Origin of the sequence: Acidithiobacillus ferrivorans (assembly GCF_016250455.1) — a bacterium.
Classification (GTDB): domain Bacteria; phylum Pseudomonadota; class Gammaproteobacteria; order Acidithiobacillales; family Acidithiobacillaceae; genus Acidithiobacillus; species Acidithiobacillus ferrivorans.
In genome coordinates this window covers 82,739-102,581 of sequence record NZ_CP059488.1, presented here as the reverse complement: position 1 = coordinate 102,581, position 19,843 = coordinate 82,739, and the positions used below count along the sequence as shown (strand labels likewise).

At 55.6% G+C, this 19,843-nt stretch carries 16 protein-coding genes and 2 tRNA genes; 11 read left to right on the top strand and 7 right to left on the bottom strand.

The annotated features are described in order from the left end of the window. Positions 1 to 247: 247 nt before the first annotated feature. The 6 genes from ccsB to rsmI all read right to left on the bottom strand — a co-directional run bounded on the left by ccsB (position 248) and on the right by rsmI (position 5,963). A complete protein-coding gene (gene ccsB / locus H2515_RS00435; protein WP_198661375.1) occupies positions 248 to 1,435 on the bottom strand; it encodes a c-type cytochrome biogenesis protein CcsB in 1,188 nt (395 codons plus the stop codon). After that, positions 1,428 to 2,393 carry a cytochrome c biogenesis protein ResB gene (locus H2515_RS16275; protein WP_269802055.1) on the bottom strand — a complete coding sequence of 322 codons (966 nt, stop codon included), beginning with the start codon at positions 2,391 to 2,393 and terminating at the stop codon, positions 1,428 to 1,430. The genes ccsB and H2515_RS16275 overlap by 8 nt, the downstream gene beginning before the upstream one ends. After that, positions 2,387 to 3,277, bottom strand: coding sequence for a cytochrome c biogenesis protein ResB (locus tag H2515_RS16270; protein WP_269802054.1), 891 nt, complete (start codon positions 3,275 to 3,277; stop codon positions 2,387 to 2,389). The genes H2515_RS16275 and H2515_RS16270 overlap by 7 nt, the downstream gene beginning before the upstream one ends. A 103-nt stretch (positions 3,278 to 3,380) precedes the next feature. Further along, entirely contained in the window at positions 3,381 to 4,511 is a 1,131-nt protein-coding gene (locus H2515_RS00425) for a cytochrome-c peroxidase (protein WP_176712556.1), read from the bottom strand. A 487-nt stretch (positions 4,512 to 4,998) separates the two neighbouring features. Then, a tRNA-Phe gene (locus H2515_RS00420) sits at positions 4,999 to 5,074 on the bottom strand. Between the two features lie 13 nt (positions 5,075 to 5,087). Continuing rightward, complete coding sequence (gene rsmI, locus H2515_RS00415; RefSeq protein WP_065412774.1) at positions 5,088 to 5,963, bottom strand: 16S rRNA (cytidine(1402)-2'-O)-methyltransferase; 876 nt, start codon at positions 5,961 to 5,963, stop codon at positions 5,088 to 5,090. A 69-nt stretch (positions 5,964 to 6,032) separates the two neighbouring features. Here rsmI and H2515_RS00410 point away from each other — a divergent pair, with 69 nt between their 5' ends. The 6 genes from H2515_RS00410 to waaF are packed head-to-tail and all read left to right on the top strand — an operon-like array spanning position 6,033 to position 12,595. Continuing rightward, positions 6,033 to 7,871, top strand: a complete 1,839-nt coding sequence (locus H2515_RS00410) for a penicillin-binding protein activator (protein WP_198660652.1) — start codon at positions 6,033 to 6,035, stop codon at positions 7,869 to 7,871. Positions 7,872 to 7,874: 3 nt separating this feature from the next. Further along, positions 7,875 to 8,240, top strand: a complete 366-nt coding sequence (locus tag H2515_RS00405; RefSeq protein WP_014027592.1) for a YraN family protein — start codon at positions 7,875 to 7,877, stop codon at positions 8,238 to 8,240. Beyond that, positions 8,237 to 9,313 (top strand): D-glycero-beta-D-manno-heptose 1-phosphate adenylyltransferase, encoded by a 1,077-nt coding sequence (gene rfaE2, locus H2515_RS16615; protein WP_198660651.1) that lies wholly within the window; start codon positions 8,237 to 8,239, stop codon positions 9,311 to 9,313. The genes H2515_RS00405 and rfaE2 overlap by 4 nt, the downstream gene beginning before the upstream one ends. Next, on the top strand, positions 9,310 to 10,695 hold the full coding sequence (locus H2515_RS00395) for an FAD-binding oxidoreductase (RefSeq protein ID WP_035194624.1): 1,386 nt from the start codon (positions 9,310 to 9,312) through the stop codon (positions 10,693 to 10,695). Before rfaE2 ends, H2515_RS00395 begins: the two co-directional genes overlap by 4 nt. Positions 10,696 to 10,698: 3 nt before the next feature. Beyond that, positions 10,699 to 11,463, top strand: coding sequence for an RMD1 family protein (locus H2515_RS00390; RefSeq protein ID WP_035194622.1), 765 nt, complete (start codon positions 10,699 to 10,701; stop codon positions 11,461 to 11,463). A gap of 1 nt (position 11,464) precedes the next feature. Next, positions 11,465 to 12,595 carry a lipopolysaccharide heptosyltransferase II gene (gene waaF, locus H2515_RS00385; protein ID WP_035194620.1) on the top strand — a complete coding sequence of 377 codons (1,131 nt, stop codon included), beginning with the start codon at positions 11,465 to 11,467 and terminating at the stop codon, positions 12,593 to 12,595. Between the two features lie 127 nt (positions 12,596 to 12,722). Here waaF and H2515_RS00380 read toward each other — a convergent pair whose 3' ends face one another. Next, entirely contained in the window at positions 12,723 to 14,117 is a 1,395-nt protein-coding gene (locus H2515_RS00380) for an OprD family outer membrane porin (protein WP_087454991.1), read from the bottom strand. Between the two features lie 207 nt (positions 14,118 to 14,324). Here H2515_RS00380 and H2515_RS00375 point away from each other — a divergent pair, with 207 nt between their 5' ends. The 5 genes from H2515_RS00375 to H2515_RS00355 all read left to right on the top strand — a co-directional run bounded on the left by H2515_RS00375 (position 14,325) and on the right by H2515_RS00355 (position 19,841). Next, the gene (locus H2515_RS00375; RefSeq protein WP_035194616.1) at positions 14,325 to 15,257 is read left to right on the top strand and encodes a LysR family transcriptional regulator; all 933 of its coding nucleotides are present in this window, start codon (positions 14,325 to 14,327) and stop codon (positions 15,255 to 15,257) included. 37 nt (positions 15,258 to 15,294) lie between these two features. Next, a complete protein-coding gene (gene hemN / locus H2515_RS00370) occupies positions 15,295 to 16,686 on the top strand; it encodes an oxygen-independent coproporphyrinogen III oxidase (RefSeq protein WP_198660650.1) in 1,392 nt (463 codons plus the stop codon). Positions 16,687 to 16,851: 165 nt separating this feature from the next. Next, a tRNA-Lys gene (locus H2515_RS00365) sits at positions 16,852 to 16,927 on the top strand. A gap of 424 nt (positions 16,928 to 17,351) precedes the next feature. After that, positions 17,352 to 18,110, top strand: a complete 759-nt coding sequence (locus H2515_RS00360; protein ID WP_014027584.1) for a GntR family transcriptional regulator — start codon at positions 17,352 to 17,354, stop codon at positions 18,108 to 18,110. Then, positions 18,111 to 19,841, top strand: a complete 1,731-nt coding sequence (locus H2515_RS00355; protein WP_065412769.1) for a fumarate reductase/succinate dehydrogenase flavoprotein subunit — start codon at positions 18,111 to 18,113, stop codon at positions 19,839 to 19,841. The last annotated feature ends 2 nt before the right edge of the window (positions 19,842 to 19,843 follow it).

Below are 19,843 nucleotides of genomic sequence, written 5' to 3'. Positions count from 1 at the left end.
TTCGGACGACTTGTCCGGTAGGTCACCATAATGACTTTTACGCACGTATGCAAGGATTATTTGCAGCAAACCCGACTTCCCCAATCAGGATGGGATGCTCCCGGGTTCGTTAGTGACGGTGCAACCGTCTTTCCGGGAAGATACCCGTATGGCAAGGTGCATTTACTGATGGGGATTTGCAAGAAATATGGAGGTGACCGACAGGCTGGAGGCGCTGTCGGTCTGGGAGGAGATGTATGAAGTTTAATTACAGCTTGCCATAGGAATGCAACCCGGAAAGGAAGAGGTTGACGCCAAGAAAGCAGAAGGTGACCACCCATAGACTCATGAATGACCACCACGCCATCTGCTTGCCACGCCATCCCTTGCTGGTGCGCGCATGAAGATATCCCGCATAATTCAGCCAAACGATCAGCGCCCAGGTCTCCTTGGGATCCCATGACCAAAACCCGCCCCAGGCCTTGGCAGCCCAGACAGCACCAAGGATGGTGGCAATCGTGAACAATAAAAAGCCAAGGGCAATCGCCTTGGACATCATGTTGTCCATAATCTCCCCACTGGGCAGCGCTCGTGCAAGAATTCCGCCACCGCCGCTTCTCCGCGAGCGGTCAGCGAGAATGTAGGCGAGGCCCACCAGACTGGCGATGGTAAAGTTCGCATAAGACACAAACATCATGGGCACATGCAGCTTCATCCAGAAGCTCTGCAATGCTGGAATGATAGGGGCTATGCGATTCATATGCTGGACAAACGTGAGCCAGGCCAGAAACACTGCAGACACCGCCACCAACGGCATAACAAAAGCGCCTAGTGCTTTGGACTTGAAGCGGGATTCATAGTAGAGGTAAAAGAGGGAGGTCGCCGCACAAAATACAATCATCACCTCCCAAAGATTGGTCACCGGAACATGCCCCCAATCAGGATGCCCGAGGTAGGTTTCGCGCCACCGCACACCAAGGGCAATGAAGCCCATGAGCACTCCGACCCAGGTCAGCCCCGTTGCCAGACGCCCCACTTTTTCCGAGAGGGTAAAAAGGTATATCAGGTAGGCCGCAGTCGCCGCCAAAAGAAAGCCGATCATCCACATGGCACCAGCGTAACCCTGGAGCACGTAGCGCAAGATGATGTCGTTGGCGGGCGTTTGCCCGATGCTATATAGCCAGACACCCAGCAATGCGGCACTCAGCACGGTCAGGAAGGCCGCTTGAAAGGCGCGCCAATGGACGCCAACGGCAACGAGCGTGACATACCAGGTGGCCAGGACCACATATTGCCAGAACCAAAACTGACTGTTAAAAACATCCACCAACACACCGACGGTAACCGTGAGTCCGGCGAACCACAACAAGTCGAGCCTGCTAAGGCGGTTAATCCAGCGTCCTTCTGCTTCAATCTTTGTGAGCGCAACCAAGTCATCTGCTCGTGAACTAGCCATCATTATTCTCCTTCTGATCATCCTGATTCTTCAGGACACTTCTGAGACGGGTCACCAATCCATCAAACTCTTTGGTGAACTCATACGGGTTTCGGCTGCTGGTGCCGCCGATGATCACTTCTGTGCCCTCTGTCAATGCGCGCAATACCACCGAAAGGCGGCGCTGCGGCAGATAGAAGAGTATAAATATACCAAGAACCAGCACGGCGCAGCCCCAGTAGATCACGATGGTGGCCGGCCATTTCGTTACCTCCAGCCCAGCCGCCCAGCGGTGATCAAATCCGGTCAGGGTGACAATAAAGGGCACCGGGTACGCCTTCAGTTGCAATATGGCGCTGATGGCCGATTGAAAATAGGCGGCCTCGGCATCTGGCGTCATGGCAGGGGCGTTCCTGGCGATCACTTGTCTGAAGGTGTTCAGAACGTAACTCTTGTTGTTTTCACCACTATTTACAGTCGCCTGTTTTTGCAAGGCCGATAAATATTTCATGAATAGCCCAATGCTTCCATTGGGCCCGGTTGGAATGAAGAGGTATTGGTAGGGGGTGCCAAATGCTGTTCTGACACCCTGTACAAAATAAGATTGTCCGCTTTTCGAGATGGGCTGCATGTAGGTTTTGAATTCGGCGCCGGATCCGGACCCGCTTTGCGCGATGGACGTAAAACTCGGGCCCAGGTTGATGTGTTGCTGGTCCCCTGCCGGCACGGATTCGATGGCTGCGGCAGGCACCACATTATCCAATGAGAAGTTTTTGAGCTTTAGTGTGTATGTGGTGCCAGAAAGATCCACGGCTTGCCCGACGCGGCCTTCTTGATGGATGGCACCCGCACTGGGATTATTAAGCATGTAGCGTTTCATTTTCAGAAGCGAGCCGCCATCGACAAAACTGGCTTGAAATATCTGGACACCCTCATAGCTGAGGGGATGATTAACCCGGACATTCGCCTCTTTCAGCACTTTCCTTGCTTATTGTAAAGGACAATATTGGAAATGAAGTCCTTGGGCATGCCGGTGGAGTAGTAGGAGACGTGGAATCGCCGCAACATAATTCGAAAGGGGAGTGGCTGGACGAGATAACCGTTCCCCACCAGTTCGTAGGCTACCTGCGTTGACTGCCCTTCGGGAACGGTAACCGTACCGCGGTATGCTGGATTGCCAACCGGCAGCCATGCAGCCTTGGAAACTTTAGATAATGGAATGTGAAAGTTGTTTTCCGGTTGCGTGGAACCTACCAGCATGGCCAGTTTCACGGGGATATCCGCGTTATAAAGGGCTGCCGCACAAAACACGATAATCGCCGCATGCGTCAATATATAGCCAATGCGGCTATAACGGCCCTTGCGGCCAATAATGACCATACTGCCGTCGCCACGGTCGTGCAGTCTCGGTCGATAGCCGCGCCCACGCAGAACGGCTGTCACCATATGCGTTGCAGAATCCATAGGCAGCGACGAAATGATTTCCGTTTTATTGGCCATACCCAGCGGGTCATATGCCGATGTCATGGTCATATCCGGCTCGCGCATTTCCCTGACCATGCGCGGTGTGTTACGGATCAGGCAAGTGCTGGTGGACAAGACGAGAAAGCCCACAATAGCCAGATACCAATTCGTCCGGTAAACGTTGTATAAACCGAGATCGCGAAAAACATCAAACCAGAACGGGCCAAACTTTAACGCATAGTCCTCGTAGGGTTGTTGCTGGTTGAGAACGGTCCCGATAATGGAGGCAATGGCCAATAACACCAGCAGACTAACCGCCAACCGCATTGAACCAAGAAAGTTTACTACCAAACTGATTCGTGACGGTCCTGCAACGCTGCTAGTAGACTGCTTGGTCAAAGAATGATCCTCTGATTAATTCGCACATGGATAGGTGCTAATATGTTATCCGTACCATTGGTTGTTCTCTAACCGATGAGAGTTATCGAGCACCGAGTAAAATTTACTTCTTCGCATTTTTCACTGCAACTTTTTCCAACCGAGAAACATTCATCATAATGGTGGTGTTAGGCGTCTCTGGAAGGGTTGGCATGGTCTCTTTGGGAAACTTGCCGGTGAGGCTGTCCAAAAAGGAAACAATATCGTTCACCTGCTTATTCGTGACTGTCAGACCCAACTGGCAAGCTGCCATGACCCGCACTGCAGTCTGCAGAGTCCCCACGGAGCCATTGTGGAAATAGGGCGCTTCCAGGGCAACATTGCGCCAACTGGGAACCTTGAATACATGCATGTCTGCCACTTTGTGGGTCACGTCGAAACGGCCTGGATCATCCATGAGATGATATTTCTGTACATATTTGGCACAGACCGGATTGTGCGGCTGCACCGGGAATTTCTGGAACCATCCAGTTCCCATGGGCGTACCGGGATTGTCGAACATCGGTCCGGCATGACACGCCTCACATCCGAACGACCGGATTGTTTTCATACCGGCTATGGCGCTGCTGCTAAGCGCTGCTTTATCGCCTTTGACGTAACGATCGTACGGACTATCTGGCGTTACCAAAGTACGCTCATAAGTGGCGATAGCCTGTGCAACGTGCTCGAAGGTGATAGGACCTTTGTCGCCGAATACCTTACGAAATTCATCGCGATAGCCAGGTATCTCTTGCAAGCGTCTGACCAGGTCCGCTGCATTGGGCATTCCCATTTCCACATGGTTGAGGATGGGACCTTTGGCCTGGGCCTCCAGGCTATTGGCACGACCATCCCAGAACTGCACGGTATTGAAAGCGGCATTAAAGACCGATGGCGCATGGCGAGGCGTGTCCACCCGGCCAAGCACCCCGAACGCAAGGGGCAAACCGTCACTGCCATTGCCCATGACGTTGTGACAGGTTTCACAGGATACATCGCCGGTAAGGGATAGTCGTGGATCAAAAAACAGTTGCTTACCAAGAGCGATTTTTGCGGGTGTCATCGGGTTGTTTGCCGGCACCGGAACCTTCGACGGGAACTCGCCGCCAAAAGCGAATGCCACCTCAGTCCCGCCCAGACAAATGCTTGCCGCCAGAACCGCACGAGCGATGACCAGCCTATACTGACGTTGTCCGTGTAGCTTTGCGATTTCCATATTCCCTCCCAGTAAACAGAGCCATTTCTTAGATCCATTATAAAAATAATTCATGGCACAAGTCTAGATCTGGTCAATGTAACGTGCTGCCACGGCCCGCCCTTAAGGTGGCTATACACATGCAACTGACCGCTGGAGTTCCACGCGCTTCCCGCCGTTTTGCCCCTGAAGGATTTCTCGCCCCCGGGCACGCCCTGTGTTTTATACCCGACCAGCAGGGCTCCCCCCTGGCCGCTCTGCACACCGGCGCGCTACCAGGTCGTGATCTGGCAGAAGGCGTAAAATCATTCGCTGACGAATTTTGGCCGGGACGGTTTTGCTTTGCCGCGGAAGGTTTTGACCGAAGTGGACAAGCCCTGTTCGCGGATCAGCGCTTTCCAGGTCCCGCAAAGGTATTGACGATGGCGGCCATGACAGAAATCCTCTCGACACGATTTGCCACTGTACTGAGATCTGTACCTGATGACGGTCAAGGTCTGAATTTAGATGGTGCCCAGAAACGGAATCGAACCGCTGACACGAGGATTTTCAGTCCTCTGCTCTACCGACTGAGCTACCTGGGCCAAGAGCGCGTATTTAAGCGGGGCCTTGCGCAGAAGTCAAGGCCAACGCGCGCGTATAGAGAAACCGATGGGCCATACCACTCTGATTCGCAGCAATACGCACGGCCTGGGCCAGCGGTAATTCAGCCAGCAGCGGGCTGAGCAACTGGTCGGCATCGGTTGCTTCCTGAGTCTGCTCCGGTGCTCCCGCCACCACCAGCGTCATCTCGCCGCGCACTTTGTCCCGATGCGCCTGCAGCAGCGCTACCAGCCCACCCAGACTGTCCCGCAGGCACTCCTCATACATCTTGGTCAACTCCCGGCACAGCGCTGCCCCGCGATCTGCACCCCATAATTCAGCCATATCCGCCAAAGTCTCGACGATCCGATGCGGCGCCTCATAAAAAATCATGCTCCGCGGCTCCAGTTGCAGGGCTTGTAACCGCGCCCGCCGCGCCCCCCCTTTGGCTGGCAGAAAACCCTCGAAGCTAAAGCGATCACTGGGCAGACCGGACAGTGCCAACGCGGCCAACGCGGCATTGGGGCCCGGAATAATGGTCACGGGCAACTGCTGCTCCCGGAGCAGGGCCAGCAACGGAAACCCCGGGTCGGAAATCAGCGGCATTCCCGCATCTGACAGCAGGGCAATATCCTCTCCGGCGGCGATACGCTGGGCAATCTGCGGGGCCAGAGCCCTCTCGTTATGCTCATGCAGCGCCAGCGTTTTGGGCTGCACACCCAGATGTTGAAAGAGCCGCTGGGCATGACGGCGATCTTCCACCAGAATCAACGTTGCCGTACTAATCGCACGTTGCGCACGCAATGAGAGATCATCGAGATTGCCGATAGGGGTAGCGATAATAGTCAGTTGCCCGGCACCGATCTCCGCAGGTTCGGCATGGTCATTCATCACCATACCCCCGGCTGAGGTCGTGTTTCAGTCATTGAACACCTGCGCCTTTCTCCATACACTCTGCTCATGATGCCCCCCCCAGCCCTAAAGACCTCTTTGCGCTTGCTGATGACCCTGGCCCTGGCCACTGGCCTGAGCGCTTGCGCGAGTATGCCACAGAAGACGCCACCACCGTCGAATCCAACGCCGGTCGAAACGCCGGCCAGCACCCCTGAAACACTGACGGCGCAGCGCGCCGGCCAGCTCACGGCCACGGGGCACGATCTGGCGGCGGCCAAGGACTACATCCGCGCCGCCGCCGAGGCGCGGGGACAAACTCAAGTCCATTACCTGATGGAAGCCGCACAAGCCTCTTTGAAAGGACGCAAGCCGCAGGTTGCCATATTGCTGGCTAATGAAGTTCTGCGTTTGCAGCATGACAACGCCGAGCTACGCAGTGCGGCACTTTGGGTCCGCGCGCAAGGATTCATGGATCAGGGACAGACCCCCAGTGCCAAGGGCAACCTCGAAGAGCTGCTGACCATCACCAGCACGCCCCAGGAAGTGCGCGCTCAGGCCATGGGTACCCTGGCCACACTCTACACCCAGGAAGGTCACGAACTCACTGCACTGAATTTCCTGATCGAAGGGGATAGCCTCCTGAGCGGCAATGACGCCGCCGAAAATCATCGCCGCATTCGTGCCCTCCTTGACTCGCAGTCGACTGCGAAACTTCAGAATTGGCAGGGACGCAGTGGCAACCCCCTGGTGCAGGAATGGCTCGCTGTCGCCCTGATCACCCGGCAAAACCCCGATCCCCAACAGCGGCAGGCAGCGATCAGTGCCTGGCTGACGGCGCATCCGGGGCACCCCCTCATAAACTTCTCGGACCACAACGCGACTATCACCGACACTTCCAGGCTCAACCCGGCGCTTGGCAGCATATGCGCCTTGTTACCCTCCAGCGGACCCTATGCGCCCCTCTCCCAGGCCATCACTGCCGGAATGAAAACGGCAGCGCAATTACAATCTGGTCCTGCCGTGCGTGCCCTGCGGACCACCGGCAACCCCAGTTACACCGCCGTACTCTTTGAACGTGGGATAAAGGAGGGGTGCAAAGTCTTTGTCGGCCCCTGGCTGCCACAAGATATCAACGCCGTAGCCGCCGTCAGGAAACCTTCCGATCCGCCCATCATCACTCTCGGAGTGGTGCCTGGTGTACAGCAGTCGGGGCTCTACACCCTGAGTCTGAGCCGTAACGTCGCCGCTCAACAAATTGCCGTCCAGAGCTATGGGGCGGGTTATCGTCGTGCCTACGTGCTTTATCCGCAGGACTCCAGTGGCGCCGCCATTCAGGCAGACTTTATCGCGACCTGGAAGAAGCTCGGGGGTGAGGTCGGTGGTGTCGCCACCTATCTGCCGGGGCACACATTCACCAATGAAGCGCAACGACTCCTGAGCGGGTCACCGGGACAAGACAGCTTTGTTTTTTTGGTCACCAATGCGAAAAACGCCAACGCGGCCGTTTCCTCTATCCGGTTGATCAACAACAGCGTGCCCATTTTCAGTCCGGCGCTACTGCATGGTGCCGCCTTACCCAATGACGCGCGAGGGCTCTCCGGCATTGCATCCGTCGATATGCCCTGGATCATCAACTCTGGGCAAAGCTGGCCGCAAGCAGTGCTGTTGCTACGCAGTACCCTGCCAAACGCCAGCGATGCCCAGTGGCGTATGGCAGCCTTCGGACTTGATGCTTACCGGATAGCGGAGCGTGTTCTGGATAAAGATACGACAGGCAGCTTGGCGGGCGCCACCGGCACCCTCCACTTTGTCACCCGCAACCAGGTCATACGTGACATGGAATGGATGGAAGTGGAGAATGGCCAAATCGTACCTTTGTCGGGAGTGCCCAAGCCGGGTACCTGAATCATGCCATCAGCACGCCAGAATTTAGGTCAGCAGGGTGAAGACAGCGCCGTCGCCCTACTCGCCGGGCACGGGCTACATCCCCTGACACGCAACTATCGCTGCCGAATGGGTGAAATTGACATTATCACCCTTGATGGCGAAACCCTGGTCTTCGTGGAGGTGCGCCAGCGCGCCCATGACCGGCAGGGGGGTGCAGCGGCCAGCATTACGTGGCGCAAGCAAAAGCGACTGATCCGCGCCGCTGAATATTTCCTGTTGCATAACCCTCAGCATGGGTTACGTCCCTGCCGCTTTGATGTCGTCGCCCTTGACGGTGATGCCTCGGCAAACTGGATTCGTGATGCCTTTAGAGTACCCAGCCCATGACCAGCAATGACTGGATGGATGCCGCCTTGCGCGCCAGCATCCTCTGTAAGGAGAAATCGGCGGCGGCGCTGGCGGCGCCTTTCGCGCAAGCCAGCCAACGTTTGATTGCCACCTTGCAAGCCAACGGGCAGGTGCTTAGTTGCGGCAACGGTGGTTCTTCGGGTGATGCCCAGCACCTGGCCTCGGAACTGATCAACCGCTTTGAGACGACGCGCCGGGCTCTGCCCGCTATCGCCCTCAGTACCGACAGCAGCGTGCTTACGGCCATCGCCAATGATGCCTGTTACGAACAGGTTTTTGCCCGCCAAATTGAGGCGTTGGGTCGTCCCGGCGATTGTCTGGTCGCATTCAGCACCTCGGGCAACTCCGCCAATGTGCTCGCTGCGGTTCTTACCGCCCAGCAGCGCGGCATGTGGGTGCTGGCCCTTACAGGCAAGGAAGGCGGACATCTCGCGCCGCTCCTGCGCCCTGCGGACATTGAACTGCGTGTGCCGGAACAGAATACAGCGCGTATTCAGGAAGTCCACCTCGTCCTCATCCACGCCCTCTGCAATGGTGTGGATGCCAGTTTTGCGGAGCACGCCGTTGTTTCCACGCCTTACACCGGCCAGGTGTTTCGCGACGCGGAGAGGTTGCGGGCAGCTTGTGCCTTCCGGCGACCGCTGGTTTTCACCAACGGTGTCTTTGATGTGCTGCATCGGGGTCATGTGCAGTATCTCGCCGAAGCCCGCTCTGCGGGTGCCTGTCTGGTGGTCGGCGTCAACAGCGACGCTTCAGTGCGCCGTCTCGGCAAAGGTGCGGATCGCCCGATTAATAGCGAAGACGATCGCATGGCGGTGCTCGCCGGATTACAGGCAGTGGATTTTGTCACGCTGTTTGACGAGGACACCCCACTGCAACTTATCCAGCATCTCCAACCCGACGTGCTGATTAAAGGTGGCGACTGGCCGACAGAGCGTATTGTCGGTGCCGATTGGGTGCAGGCCAGGGGCGGTCGCGTGCTCAGCATTCCCTTCCGTCACGAGCGGAGCACCACCGCCCTCTTGCAGAAAATCCGGGAGAGCCAGCCATGAACGTCAGCACCATCACCCTCGCCCTGCGCGCCGCCCTCGATACTGAACGGGTGCGCGACGATGCCGATACCATCGCCATTTACAGCCGCGACGAGACGCCGGGGAGCTGTGCACCGGTGATGGTGCTCTTCCCCCACAGCCACGAAGAGGTGCAGGCGATTGTCAGCATTGCCCGACGCCATCATCTGCCTCTTGTCCCGCGCGGAGCAGGTTCCGGGAATGTCGGCGGGGCTCAGCCGGTGCCCGGCAGCGCCGTCATCAGCTTCGAGTGTATGCAGAAAATCTGCGATTACAGTGTGGTCGACCGCACTATCACCGTCGAAGCAGGATGCATCACGGCCGCGATCAGTGCCTATGTACAGGCCGACGGACTATTCTACCCCCCCGATCCCGGCAGCAACCCCTACTGCCGCATCGGCGGCAACCTGGCAATGAATGCCGGAGGTCCGCACGCCGTAAAATATGGAGTCACTCGCGATTATGTACTAGGCCTGCGCGCTGTCACCGGCACTGGCGAGACGCTGTCTTGCGGGGTCCACACCAGCAAGGGCGTGGTCGGCTATGACCTGACCCGCCTGCTGGTGGGCAGCGAAGGCACCCTCGCCCTCATCACCGAGGCCACCTTGCGCCTGCTGCCCCGGCCTGCCGCCAATGCCACCCTGCGCGCCGCCTATAGCAACACGGCAAGTGCCTGTGCAGCAGTACAGCGGGTCATGGCGCAGCGCCATATCCCCAGCGCGATCGAACTCATGGACCCCCATGCCCTGGCTGCCGTGCGCGCCATGGGCGCGGCCAGTGACCTGCCCGCAGGCAGCAACGCCCTGCTGATGGTCGAAGTGGATGGTGAGGCGGTCACCATCTCCGAGCAAATGCAGGCGATCCGCGCGGCACTGGCTGGGGAAGGGAATCTGGAGATTCTGGAAGCAACTGACGCCGCTGTCATTGCCGATCTATGGGCGGCACGTAAGTCCCTGTCTCCCGCCACCAAGGCCATGGCACCACTCAAGATCAATGAGGATGTGGTCGTACCGGTCAGCCGTCTGTGCGAATTGCTGGTGACCATCGAAGAGATTGCCGCAGACCAGTCCCTGCATATCGTCAGCTTCGGACATGCCGGGAACGGCAACCTGCATGTCAACTTTCTGGTCCACCCCCAGGATAAGGACGAGATGCGCCGCACTCAGCACGGTTTACAAAAACTCTTCCAGACCGTACTGGTGCTGGGTGGAACTCTCTCCGGGGAACACGGCATTGGCAGCAGCAAGCGTGCCTATGTCCCGCTGGAACTCAGCCCGGAAAACCTCAGCATCCAGCGCGCCATAAAACAAGTTTTTGATCCGGATGACATTCTCAATCCTGGCAAACTGCTCCCCAAGGCCTGAATCATGAATAGCATCCTCCACGCCATCCAGCCGGTACGTCATATTTCCCTCAAAAGCTGGCGCGAAGATTTCGAGATGGACCTGGTAGAAAACACGCCCGCCCACCGCTTGCTCCGCGGTGGAGATATTTGGGTGGTACTCTTCCGCTCTGGCGTCCTCTGCTTTTTCGGCGCGGGACCGGCGCTACAGGCAAAAGTCATCGCTACCGTGCAGGCCCAGTTCACCCCCATCGCCAACCCCAAGGTTGAAGAACTGGCGGTCCGGGTCGGCGAGCGCGACGGCGTGGGCCGCGACGGCGTCATCCTCAAAAATCTCGACGAAGAACGGATCCTCCTCGTGGCCCTGCGCCTAGCCCAGAGCCTCGCTCTGGAACTTCATGAAGAAGCCGTTGAAAACCTGCTGGAAACCACTCTGAACCTGCTCTCGGAAGTGACTCGTACCGGACGTTTACCGGGACGGCGCGGCAGACATTTGCGCTTTCTCGCCTCGACTTCCGCCACCCGCACCGAAATCCTTTCCCGTCTGGCGGTGCTGGACAATCCCGACATTGTCTGGGAGACACCAGGCCTGGAACTACTCTCCCGTGAGCTCTCCGCCGATCTGGAACTTACCAGCCGCTTTCGCGCCCTCGACGAAAAACTCGACGCGATTCATGAGGGACTGGAAGTCATGATCGTCGCCAGCCGCCATCATCGGGAGACCATTCTGGAGTGGATCATTATCATTTTAATCTCAGTAGAAGCACTGATTATGTTGATTGGCAAGTAAAATGGGCGAATCATTATCGATCTTAGAGGCGACTTCTGCGGCAGACGATGCTGGCGAAGCAGAACCGCCCTACAACGAATACGACGCCTTCATTCCGCACAACACCCGCATCGCCCACAGCTATGATCCCGCCCGCCTGCTCCTGGTCGGACCCGCCTGGGTAGGAGATATGGTCATGGCGCAAGTCTTGTTGCAAGTGCTGCGCCGCCGCTGGTCGCGCTTGCAGGTGGATGTGCTGGCACCACCCGCCAGCATCCCGGTGGCAGAACGCATGCTCGAAGTGCGGCACGCCATACCGCTGGACATCGGCCATGGCCAGCTCGGCTTACGCCGGCGTCGGCAGGTAGCAAAACAATTGCAGAAGCAGGACTACGACTGGTCTATCTGCCTGCCCAACAGCTTTAAGTCCGCCCTCATCCCGTATTGGGCGCAGATCCAGACCCGTACTGGATTTCCCGGCGAGGGACGGCGTTTGCTGCTCAATGATCGCCACCGCCTGAACAAAAGGAAACTACCGCGTACCGTGGACCGCTTCGTGGCCCTCGGCCTGCCGCCGCGTCTTCCCCAACCCACGCAACTGCCCGCTCCCCGCTTGCAGGTGGACCACAGCGCCCGCGCTGCCGCCTTAGAGCGACTCGAGATCGCCATACCGCAACGACCACTGGTCGCCTTGGCACCCGGTGCCGAATATGGTCCGGCCAAGCGCTGGCCGGTGCGTCACTGGATTACCCTGGCCCAATCCCTCGTCCAGGGCGGCCATGCCGTCTGGCTGTTCGGCAGCCCCAAGGATGCGGAAATCACTCAGGCCATCGCTTCGGCCGTCCCCGAAGTACTTGATCTGGGTGGTCAGACCACCTTGTTAGAGGCCATTGATTTGCTCTCCCTCGCCCCAGTCACCGTGAGCAACGACTCTGGCCTGATGCATGTAGCCGGTGCCGTGGGCAGCCGGGTCATCGCGCTGTATGGGCCTACCCCGCTCACGATGACGCCACCGCTTTCGTCCGGCGCCCAGCCGCTGCGCCTGGATCTCTCTTGTAGTCCCTGTGGCAAGCGCGAGTGTCCTCTCAAGCATCATCGCTGTATGGAAGACCTCAGCCCGGATCGGGTCATCCAGCAACTGTATCCAGGGTAATCACAAAACGGGCGCAAAAAAGCCCCGACCAGCGGGGCGAGGAGAGGAGGAGCAATGCCAAGGCATTGCAGGGATAAAGCGGCCTTGCTGGCCACCGGGCATTTCGCCTCGGCGCCTGCTTCCATTATTAAAATGCGTACGTCAGCATCACCCGGTTATAGATGAAGGAATGCCCTTTGTTGAAACCGGCACCATTACCCTGGAGCCCGTTATAGGCGTCCAGACCATTGGCCACTTCCACACGATCGCGAATGGACAGACCTTTGAACCTGCCCGGAACGAAATACGTCAGATCCGCGTAGGCGTCATTGCTGACACCGTTATAATAGGTGTGGTACTGCGCCAAAGCGGCCATGAACAGGAAGCGCTTGGCGAGGAGATTCTGAGTCCACTTGACCTTCCAGCCGTTGCCCGGTCCGAGTTCCACCAGACCGCGGATCATGGAAGTCGTATAGAGGGGATCTGTGGCATAGCCCGCAGTATAGGGTGAAATAACGGCACCGCCGCCCACTGCACCGGGATGCGCCAAGATTTCATTGTAAGACCAGGTTAGCTGGCCATTTCCCAGTACATTATTAAAAGCCGCATAGTTCAAACCCACTTGTGCACCCCAGGCAGTACTGTTCACCGAAGTAGCGGTAATCGGGGAGTTGTTGATATTCGAGCCATCCAGCAGGCTGTTGTTCTGCCACTGACGGTTGAACTGGGCGCCCACGAAAGGATTGAATCCCGTGCCCGTCTTCAGGGTATAATTCACGTCGCCATATATACTTTTGGCGAACTGATAGTAATCGTAATACCAGACCTGGGCTTTGGCCCCCATGAGACTGCCACTGGTACCGAAAGCCAAGACACCATTGGTCGCCGGTGAAGAACCCGTGATCACCGGTGTACCAGAACCACCGTACATGGAGTCCCCATCAAAGGTGGCCGGGTCGTAGAGGTTATCCCGGTAATAGCCCGACGACGTACGGCTCTTCCAGCGGAAGATGCGCATGCCGTAGATGTGCCAGTCAGAATAGGGAGAAACTTCCGCGAAAACGCCCTGATAAGTAGCTGGCAAAAGACGCGAGTCAGAGTTGTTTACCCAGGGAGTATTGATGACCTGGTCCCCCGCACGGACGAGCAGGACCTTGGGAAGGGCATACTGGATGTAGGCCTGACCCAGGGTGTTGATGGATTGGCGGGGCCCCATCAGCGTGGAATCCACGTAGGGATACGCCGGTGCGCCGGACAAGTTATTCGCCCCAAGGCCATTGGCCGTATAGAAACTGACGCCCACACCAAAGCCCCCCAGGAAAGGCGCTGTCTGCACATTCAAAATACCGCCGACGCTGAAGGCATTCTGGTTAGAGGTATTAGGGCCAGCGGCGCCATAATCACGGCTGAAATAATAAGAACGGATCTGGCCGCCGATCTTACTCTGTTTGAAAAAGTCCGTCAGGGTTTCTGCCTGTGCGGCAGCACTGACGCCGCACAGGGCGGCAACAACAGCGATGGCAATGCGATTTTTGATAAACACAGTGACCTCCTCTTTAGGTATTATTGCAACGATGTGTGCCATAATAAGAGGTAAATATGACAATATGATGACAGTTTCATGAATTTTTTATGACAAATATCCTAAGCAGCGAACCATTCACGCTCGCCGCATCGAGCTCAAAAGTCTTTGCATTACCAGCTGGTCGTGGGACACTGCGAAGCGGATTTACCGAACACCGAGACCCGCATGCCCCTGGAAATACGTCACCTGCGCACCATTGAGGCTGTCGCCCAGTTCGGCAGTCTGGCGGCTGCGGCACAACGCCTGCACCTGACTCCGTCGGCGCTCTCCCACCAGTTACGTGGGCTGGAGGCGGAATTCGGTGTCAGCCTGCTGGACCGGGAACCCGGCACACAGTTGCGCCTGAGCCCCACCGGAGAGGCTTTATTGGCCGTCGCCCGGGAAGTGCTGCCACGCATCCGGCAAATGCAGGAAGATCTGCGGCGACGGGCGGCAGGTAATAGCGGCCGTCTGCGTATTGCCGTCGAATGCCATACCTGCTTTGACTGGCTGACACCCGCCATGGACCACTTCCGCGAGAACTGGCCAGATGTGGAAATGGATCTGGTTTCGGGCTTTCAGCAGGATCCCCTGCCCCTGCTCCAGAATCATCAGGCCGATCTCACCGTGCTCACCGCGCCCGATGCCATGGCCTCCGATATTCTCCTGCATCCACTCTTTGCCTATGAGGTCGTCGCCCTCGTCAATCCGCGGCACGCCTTAGCGGAGCGCAGTTTCCTGACCCCTGAGGATTTTCTGGAAGAAACCCTGATCACTTACCCCGTAGAGGATCGTCGCCTCGACCTTTTCCGCGAGTTTCTCCAGCCAGCAGGTGTGCAGCCCTGGCGCCGACGGCATGCCGAGCTGACCGTCATCATCCTTCAGCTGGTGGCCTCCGGACAGGGCATCTCCGCACTACCTGCCTGGGCAGTGGGAAGCTACGGGGAGAAAAACTACGTGCGCGCCATTCCCCTCGGACCGCGGGGTCTCTGGCAAACCCTGCAAGCGGCCACCACGGCGGAGCAGGCGGAGCAGCCGCACATGCAGGCTTTTCTCGCCGAAATCCGCGCCAGCGTGGCGGCCAATCTGTTTGGGGTAAAAGATATTCCGGGCGTATGATCGCTATTTGACACGTATTTGACGGAGCCCAACAGCAATGGCCATAGATAACAGCCAACATCTTGTTTTTGATCATGCACTTATCCGTCGCTACGACCAGCCGGGGCCGCGCTACACCTCGTACCCCACGGCCCCCCATTTCGGCGAAGATTTCGATGAAAAGGCATTGCAAGCTGTGCTCAACGACTCCAATGCCAGCGGACGGCCGCTTTCCCTCTACTTTCACATCCCCTTCTGCGAGCATTTGTGTTTTTACTGCGCCTGCACCAAGGTGGTGACCCGTCATCACGAGTGGGGGACGCCCTATGTCGCCCATCTGGATCAGGAAATGGCCCTGACGCGAGAACACATTGACGGCAGGCGCCCCGTGGATCAGTTACATTTCGGCGGCGGCACACCCACTTTCCTGCGCCGCGGTGATATAGCCTTCCTGTTGGACAGCATCGGCAAACACTTTCATCTGCTCCCGGATGACCAAGGCGAATATGGCATCGAAATCGATCCACGCGCCCTGGAGCCCGGCACCCTCCGCCTGCTCCGCGACTTTGGCTTCAACCGCATCAGCATCGGGGTCCAGGATCTGGACGCGGCGGTGCAGAAAGCGGTGCATCGCGAACAAAGTTTTGCCCTTACGGCCAGCATCATTGATGAAGCGCGCCAACTTGGCTTCCGCTCCGTCAGCCTCGACCTCATCTACGGACTCCCCCTGCAGACCCCGGAAAGCTTTGCCCAGACCCTAGAAGCGGTTCTCACCTTGCGTCCGGATCGCCTTTCAGTCTTTAATTACGCCCACCTGCCGGACCGCTTCCCGCCGCAAAAACGCATTCTCGATACCGACATCCCCAGCCCGGACATGAAGCTACGCATCCTCGCTGAGAGCATCGCCACCCTGCAGCAGGCGGGCTACCTCTATATCGGCATGGACCACTTCGCCCTGCCCGACGACGAGTTAGCCATCGCCCAGCGGGAAGGCAGCCTGTATCGCAATTTTCAAGGCTACTCGACCCATGCCGGGACCGATCTGCTGGCTTTTGGAATGAGCGCCATCGCCATGGTCGGTACAACTTACAGTCAGACCATCAAGGATCTGGACACCTGGGGTGCTACCCTGGACAGCGGTCACTTACCAGTAGAACGCGGCCTGCGCCTGAGCGCCGAAGACTTACTGCGCCGCCACATCATCACCCGCCTGATCTGCGACTTTAGCTTGGATTTTAACGCACTGAACCGGCAGTTCAGTCTCGAGTTCCATCAGCATTTCGCGGCTATTCTGCCTGCCCTGAAGGCCATGTCGAATGATGGACTGCTGCAAATAAACGCCCATGCTCTGACGGTCACTCCGCAAGGACGACTGCTGATTCGCCACATCTGCATGGCCTTCGACGCCTATCTTGCACAAAAAACGGTTCATTATTCACGGGTGATCTGAGCGAATTAGATTGGCCCGGCCCGAGGCCCTGAATAGCCGCCATGCCTATCTCTTCGATCATTATCGGATGCTGTAGCAAGCACTACGACGATTTATCCTTGACCGGTACCCATCTGCACCCGATAATACGCAGCCCTGGCGGTTGTCTCGCCAGGTCCTGCCTTTGGGGATGTAGCTCAGTCGGTAGAGCAGCGGCCTTTTAAGCCGTGGGTCGCGGGTTCGAATCCCGCCGTCCCCACCAAACAAAACAATATGTTATATGATTTTCCCTGCGAATATTTTTCAAGTTTTTAGCGGCTGGCATCCCTACGTCGCGCACATTGTGGAGTAAATTTCAGGCCTCGGCAGCAATATTTGCGTGGATCTTCTATTCAAGCGCGGTTGCGATCAGGAGACAACGCGCTCTCGGAATACCGATCCGGTATAACCACTGGCCATTGCCTCGGTCCAGCCCTCACTCTGGATTCACCGTGGTACCCTAGAGCAATGGCACGCCCATTTTTGGCGCGCTGCACGCTATTGGTGCGCAATAATGGTGCGTTCTGGCCTTGGAGACATCCCTTTAGCAAAGACATGCCCATGATTTATTGATTATTTATGGCGCGGCGGCTTTGGCATTGATATTGCTACCTGTACCTACAGGTATCACAACGGGATCGGTATCAATGACATCTACGAAATACGCCTACTCAACCATCACCTCAATGCATCCATTGTACTTACAACTAAAAGAACAAATACGATCTAGTATTCTGGATGGAACATACGCACCACACTCTCAGATGCCGTCCGAAAGTGACATGGTAAAATCTTTTAACGTAAGCAGAACTACGGTAAGGCAAGCATTAAGAGACCTCCAATCAGATGGATTGATATTTAAAGTCCCAGGTAAAGGATCATTTGTTTCCCGACCAAAGGCTACCCAAGAACTGATTTCACTGCAAGGCTTTGGCGAAGCCATGGTAGCAAAAGGACACGAAACATTTTCGACGTTGCTCGGATCGAAAGAAATAATCGAGAATAAGGCGGTAAGATTAAAATTAAAACGTGACGCCACTGATATTATGGAAATCAGAAGGTTGCGCTATTTAAATCGAGAACCAATATCGGTAGATATTACTTATGTACCATGCGATATTGGTAGACGATTAATTCTAGAGGATCTAGCGACGCAGGACATTTTTGTCATCATGGAAAACAAATATGGCCTTCGGCTTGGCCGCGCAGAGATTCAATTGGAGTCCATACTGTCAGATGAGGCACTTTCTAGACTTCTAAAAATAGAGGAAGGGTCACCCATTCTAAAAATGGAACGACTTACTTATACGGCGGAAGACATGCCAATTGATTATGAACATATTTATTATCGTGGTGACGCATTGAAATACATGATAAATCTTAAGCGGAATCAAGAGGACAAATGAATGAGCTCTACATATTCTGAAAAAGAAGTTGATATCCTTGTAGTGGGCGGAGGTACTGCCGGGCCAATGGCCGCGATCAGAGCCAAGGAAGCCAACCCACTCCTCAACGTAATGCTAATTGAAAAAGCAAACGTAAAACGAAGTGGCGCGATATCCATGGGTATGGATGGTTTAAACAATGCGGTGATACCAGGACATGCCACGCCTGAGCAATATGTGCGTGAAATAACCATTGCCAATGATGGAGTTGTAAACCAGAAAGCTATATTAGCTTACGCCAGCAATAGCTTTCAGATGATCCAAAGATTAGACAAATGGGGTGTGAAATTTGAAAAAGATGAGACCGGAGAATTTGCCGTAAAAAAGGTTCACCATCTCGGAAATTATGTGCTCCCCATGCCGGAAGGTCATAATGTAAAGAAAATATTATATCGCCTGCTTAGAAAAAACAGAATAGATGTTACGAATAGATATAAAGTAACGCGCGTAGTGGTTGGGCAGAATGAACGTGTTTCAGGCGTTATGGCTGTAGATACAAGAACGGCAGAGATTGCATTAATTAAAGCTAAGGCAGTAATAATTTGCACTGGCGCTGCTGGACGGCTTGGTCTCCCATCTTCTGGTTATTTATTCGGCACGTATGAGAATCCCACTAACGCTGGCGATGGATACGCCATGGCATATCATGCCGGCGCGGAACTCTCCGGCATAGAATGTTTTCAAATAAATCCCTTGATTAAGGATTATAATGGGCCAGCCTGCGCCTATGTAACAGGGCCGCTCGGTGGCTACACTGCCAATGCACATGGTGAGCGATTTATTGAGTGTGACTACTGGAGTGGCCAGATGATGCTGGAGTTCTTCAGAGAACTTGAAGGTGGGAACGGGCCTGTTTTTCTCAAAGTAAATCATTTGGCGGAAGAAACTATTTCCACAATAGAAAACATTCTCCATACCAATGAACGACCTAGCCGTGGCCGCTTCCACGAAGGAAGAGGAACCAACTACCGTCAAGATATGATTGAAATGCACATTTCTGAAATTGGTTTATGCAGTGGCCATAGCGCCTCTGGCATATGGGTAAATGAGCGTGCGGAAACGACTATTCCGGGACTCTACGCCGCTGGAGATGTTGCATGCGTACCGCATAACTATATGTTAGGAGCCTTCGTATACGGTGAAATTGCAGGATTGGAGGCTGTAAAATATTGCGAGAATATGAGCAGCGATAAACCGGATAACGATTTTGCTGCACGTGAGACCGAACGTATTCTACAGCCATTAAAACGGAAAGATGGTATTACACCATATCAAGCCGAATACAAAATCAGGCGGCTAGTAAATGACTACCTTCAACCGCCAAAGGTAACAAAAAAGATGGAGCTTGGATTGCGCCGTTTTTCAGAGATTCGTGAAGATTTAAATGATCTCTGGGCAGATTGCCCGCATAATCTTCTACGGGCCATGGAGGTGCATGATATTCTCGACTGTGCCGAGATGGCGGCGGTATCGTCTCTCTACAGAACAGAAAGTCGGTGGGGCTTGTATCATTACCGAGTAGATTATCCGGAGAAAAATGATGACTGGCTTTGCCATGTGCAGTTATATAAGGATAAAGATGGGCAGATGGCGTGCAAAAAAATCCCTATTGAACCCTATATATTTGAACCTGATGAAGGTGAAGTGCAGGCGTATGAACGGCTCAGAATTGTCACCAAGGACATGGTATAAAT

Coding starts and splice junctions, on each gene's coding strand:
- ccsB (WP_198661375.1), bottom strand. CDS start 1,435: ATGGCTAGTTCACGAGCAGATGACTTGGTTGCGCTCACAAAGATTGAA.
- H2515_RS00425 (WP_176712556.1), bottom strand. CDS start 4,511: ATGGAAATCGCAAAGCTACACGGACAACGTCAGTATAGGCTGGTCATC.
- rsmI (WP_065412774.1), bottom strand. CDS start 5,963: ATGAATGACCATGCCGAACCTGCGGAGATCGGTGCCGGGCAACTGACT.
- H2515_RS00410 (WP_198660652.1), top strand. CDS start 6,033: ATGATGCCCCCCCCAGCCCTAAAGACCTCTTTGCGCTTGCTGATGACC.
- H2515_RS00405 (WP_014027592.1), top strand. CDS start 7,875: ATGCCATCAGCACGCCAGAATTTAGGTCAGCAGGGTGAAGACAGCGCC.
- rfaE2 (WP_198660651.1), top strand. CDS start 8,237: ATGACCAGCAATGACTGGATGGATGCCGCCTTGCGCGCCAGCATCCTC.
- H2515_RS00395 (WP_035194624.1), top strand. CDS start 9,310: ATGAACGTCAGCACCATCACCCTCGCCCTGCGCGCCGCCCTCGATACT.
- H2515_RS00390 (WP_035194622.1), top strand. CDS start 10,699: ATGAATAGCATCCTCCACGCCATCCAGCCGGTACGTCATATTTCCCTC.
- waaF (WP_035194620.1), top strand. CDS start 11,465: ATGGGCGAATCATTATCGATCTTAGAGGCGACTTCTGCGGCAGACGAT.
- H2515_RS00375 (WP_035194616.1), top strand. CDS start 14,325: ATGCCCCTGGAAATACGTCACCTGCGCACCATTGAGGCTGTCGCCCAG.
- hemN (WP_198660650.1), top strand. CDS start 15,295: ATGGCCATAGATAACAGCCAACATCTTGTTTTTGATCATGCACTTATC.
- H2515_RS00360 (WP_014027584.1), top strand. CDS start 17,352: ATGACATCTACGAAATACGCCTACTCAACCATCACCTCAATGCATCCA.
- H2515_RS00355 (WP_065412769.1), top strand. CDS start 18,111: ATGAGCTCTACATATTCTGAAAAAGAAGTTGATATCCTTGTAGTGGGC.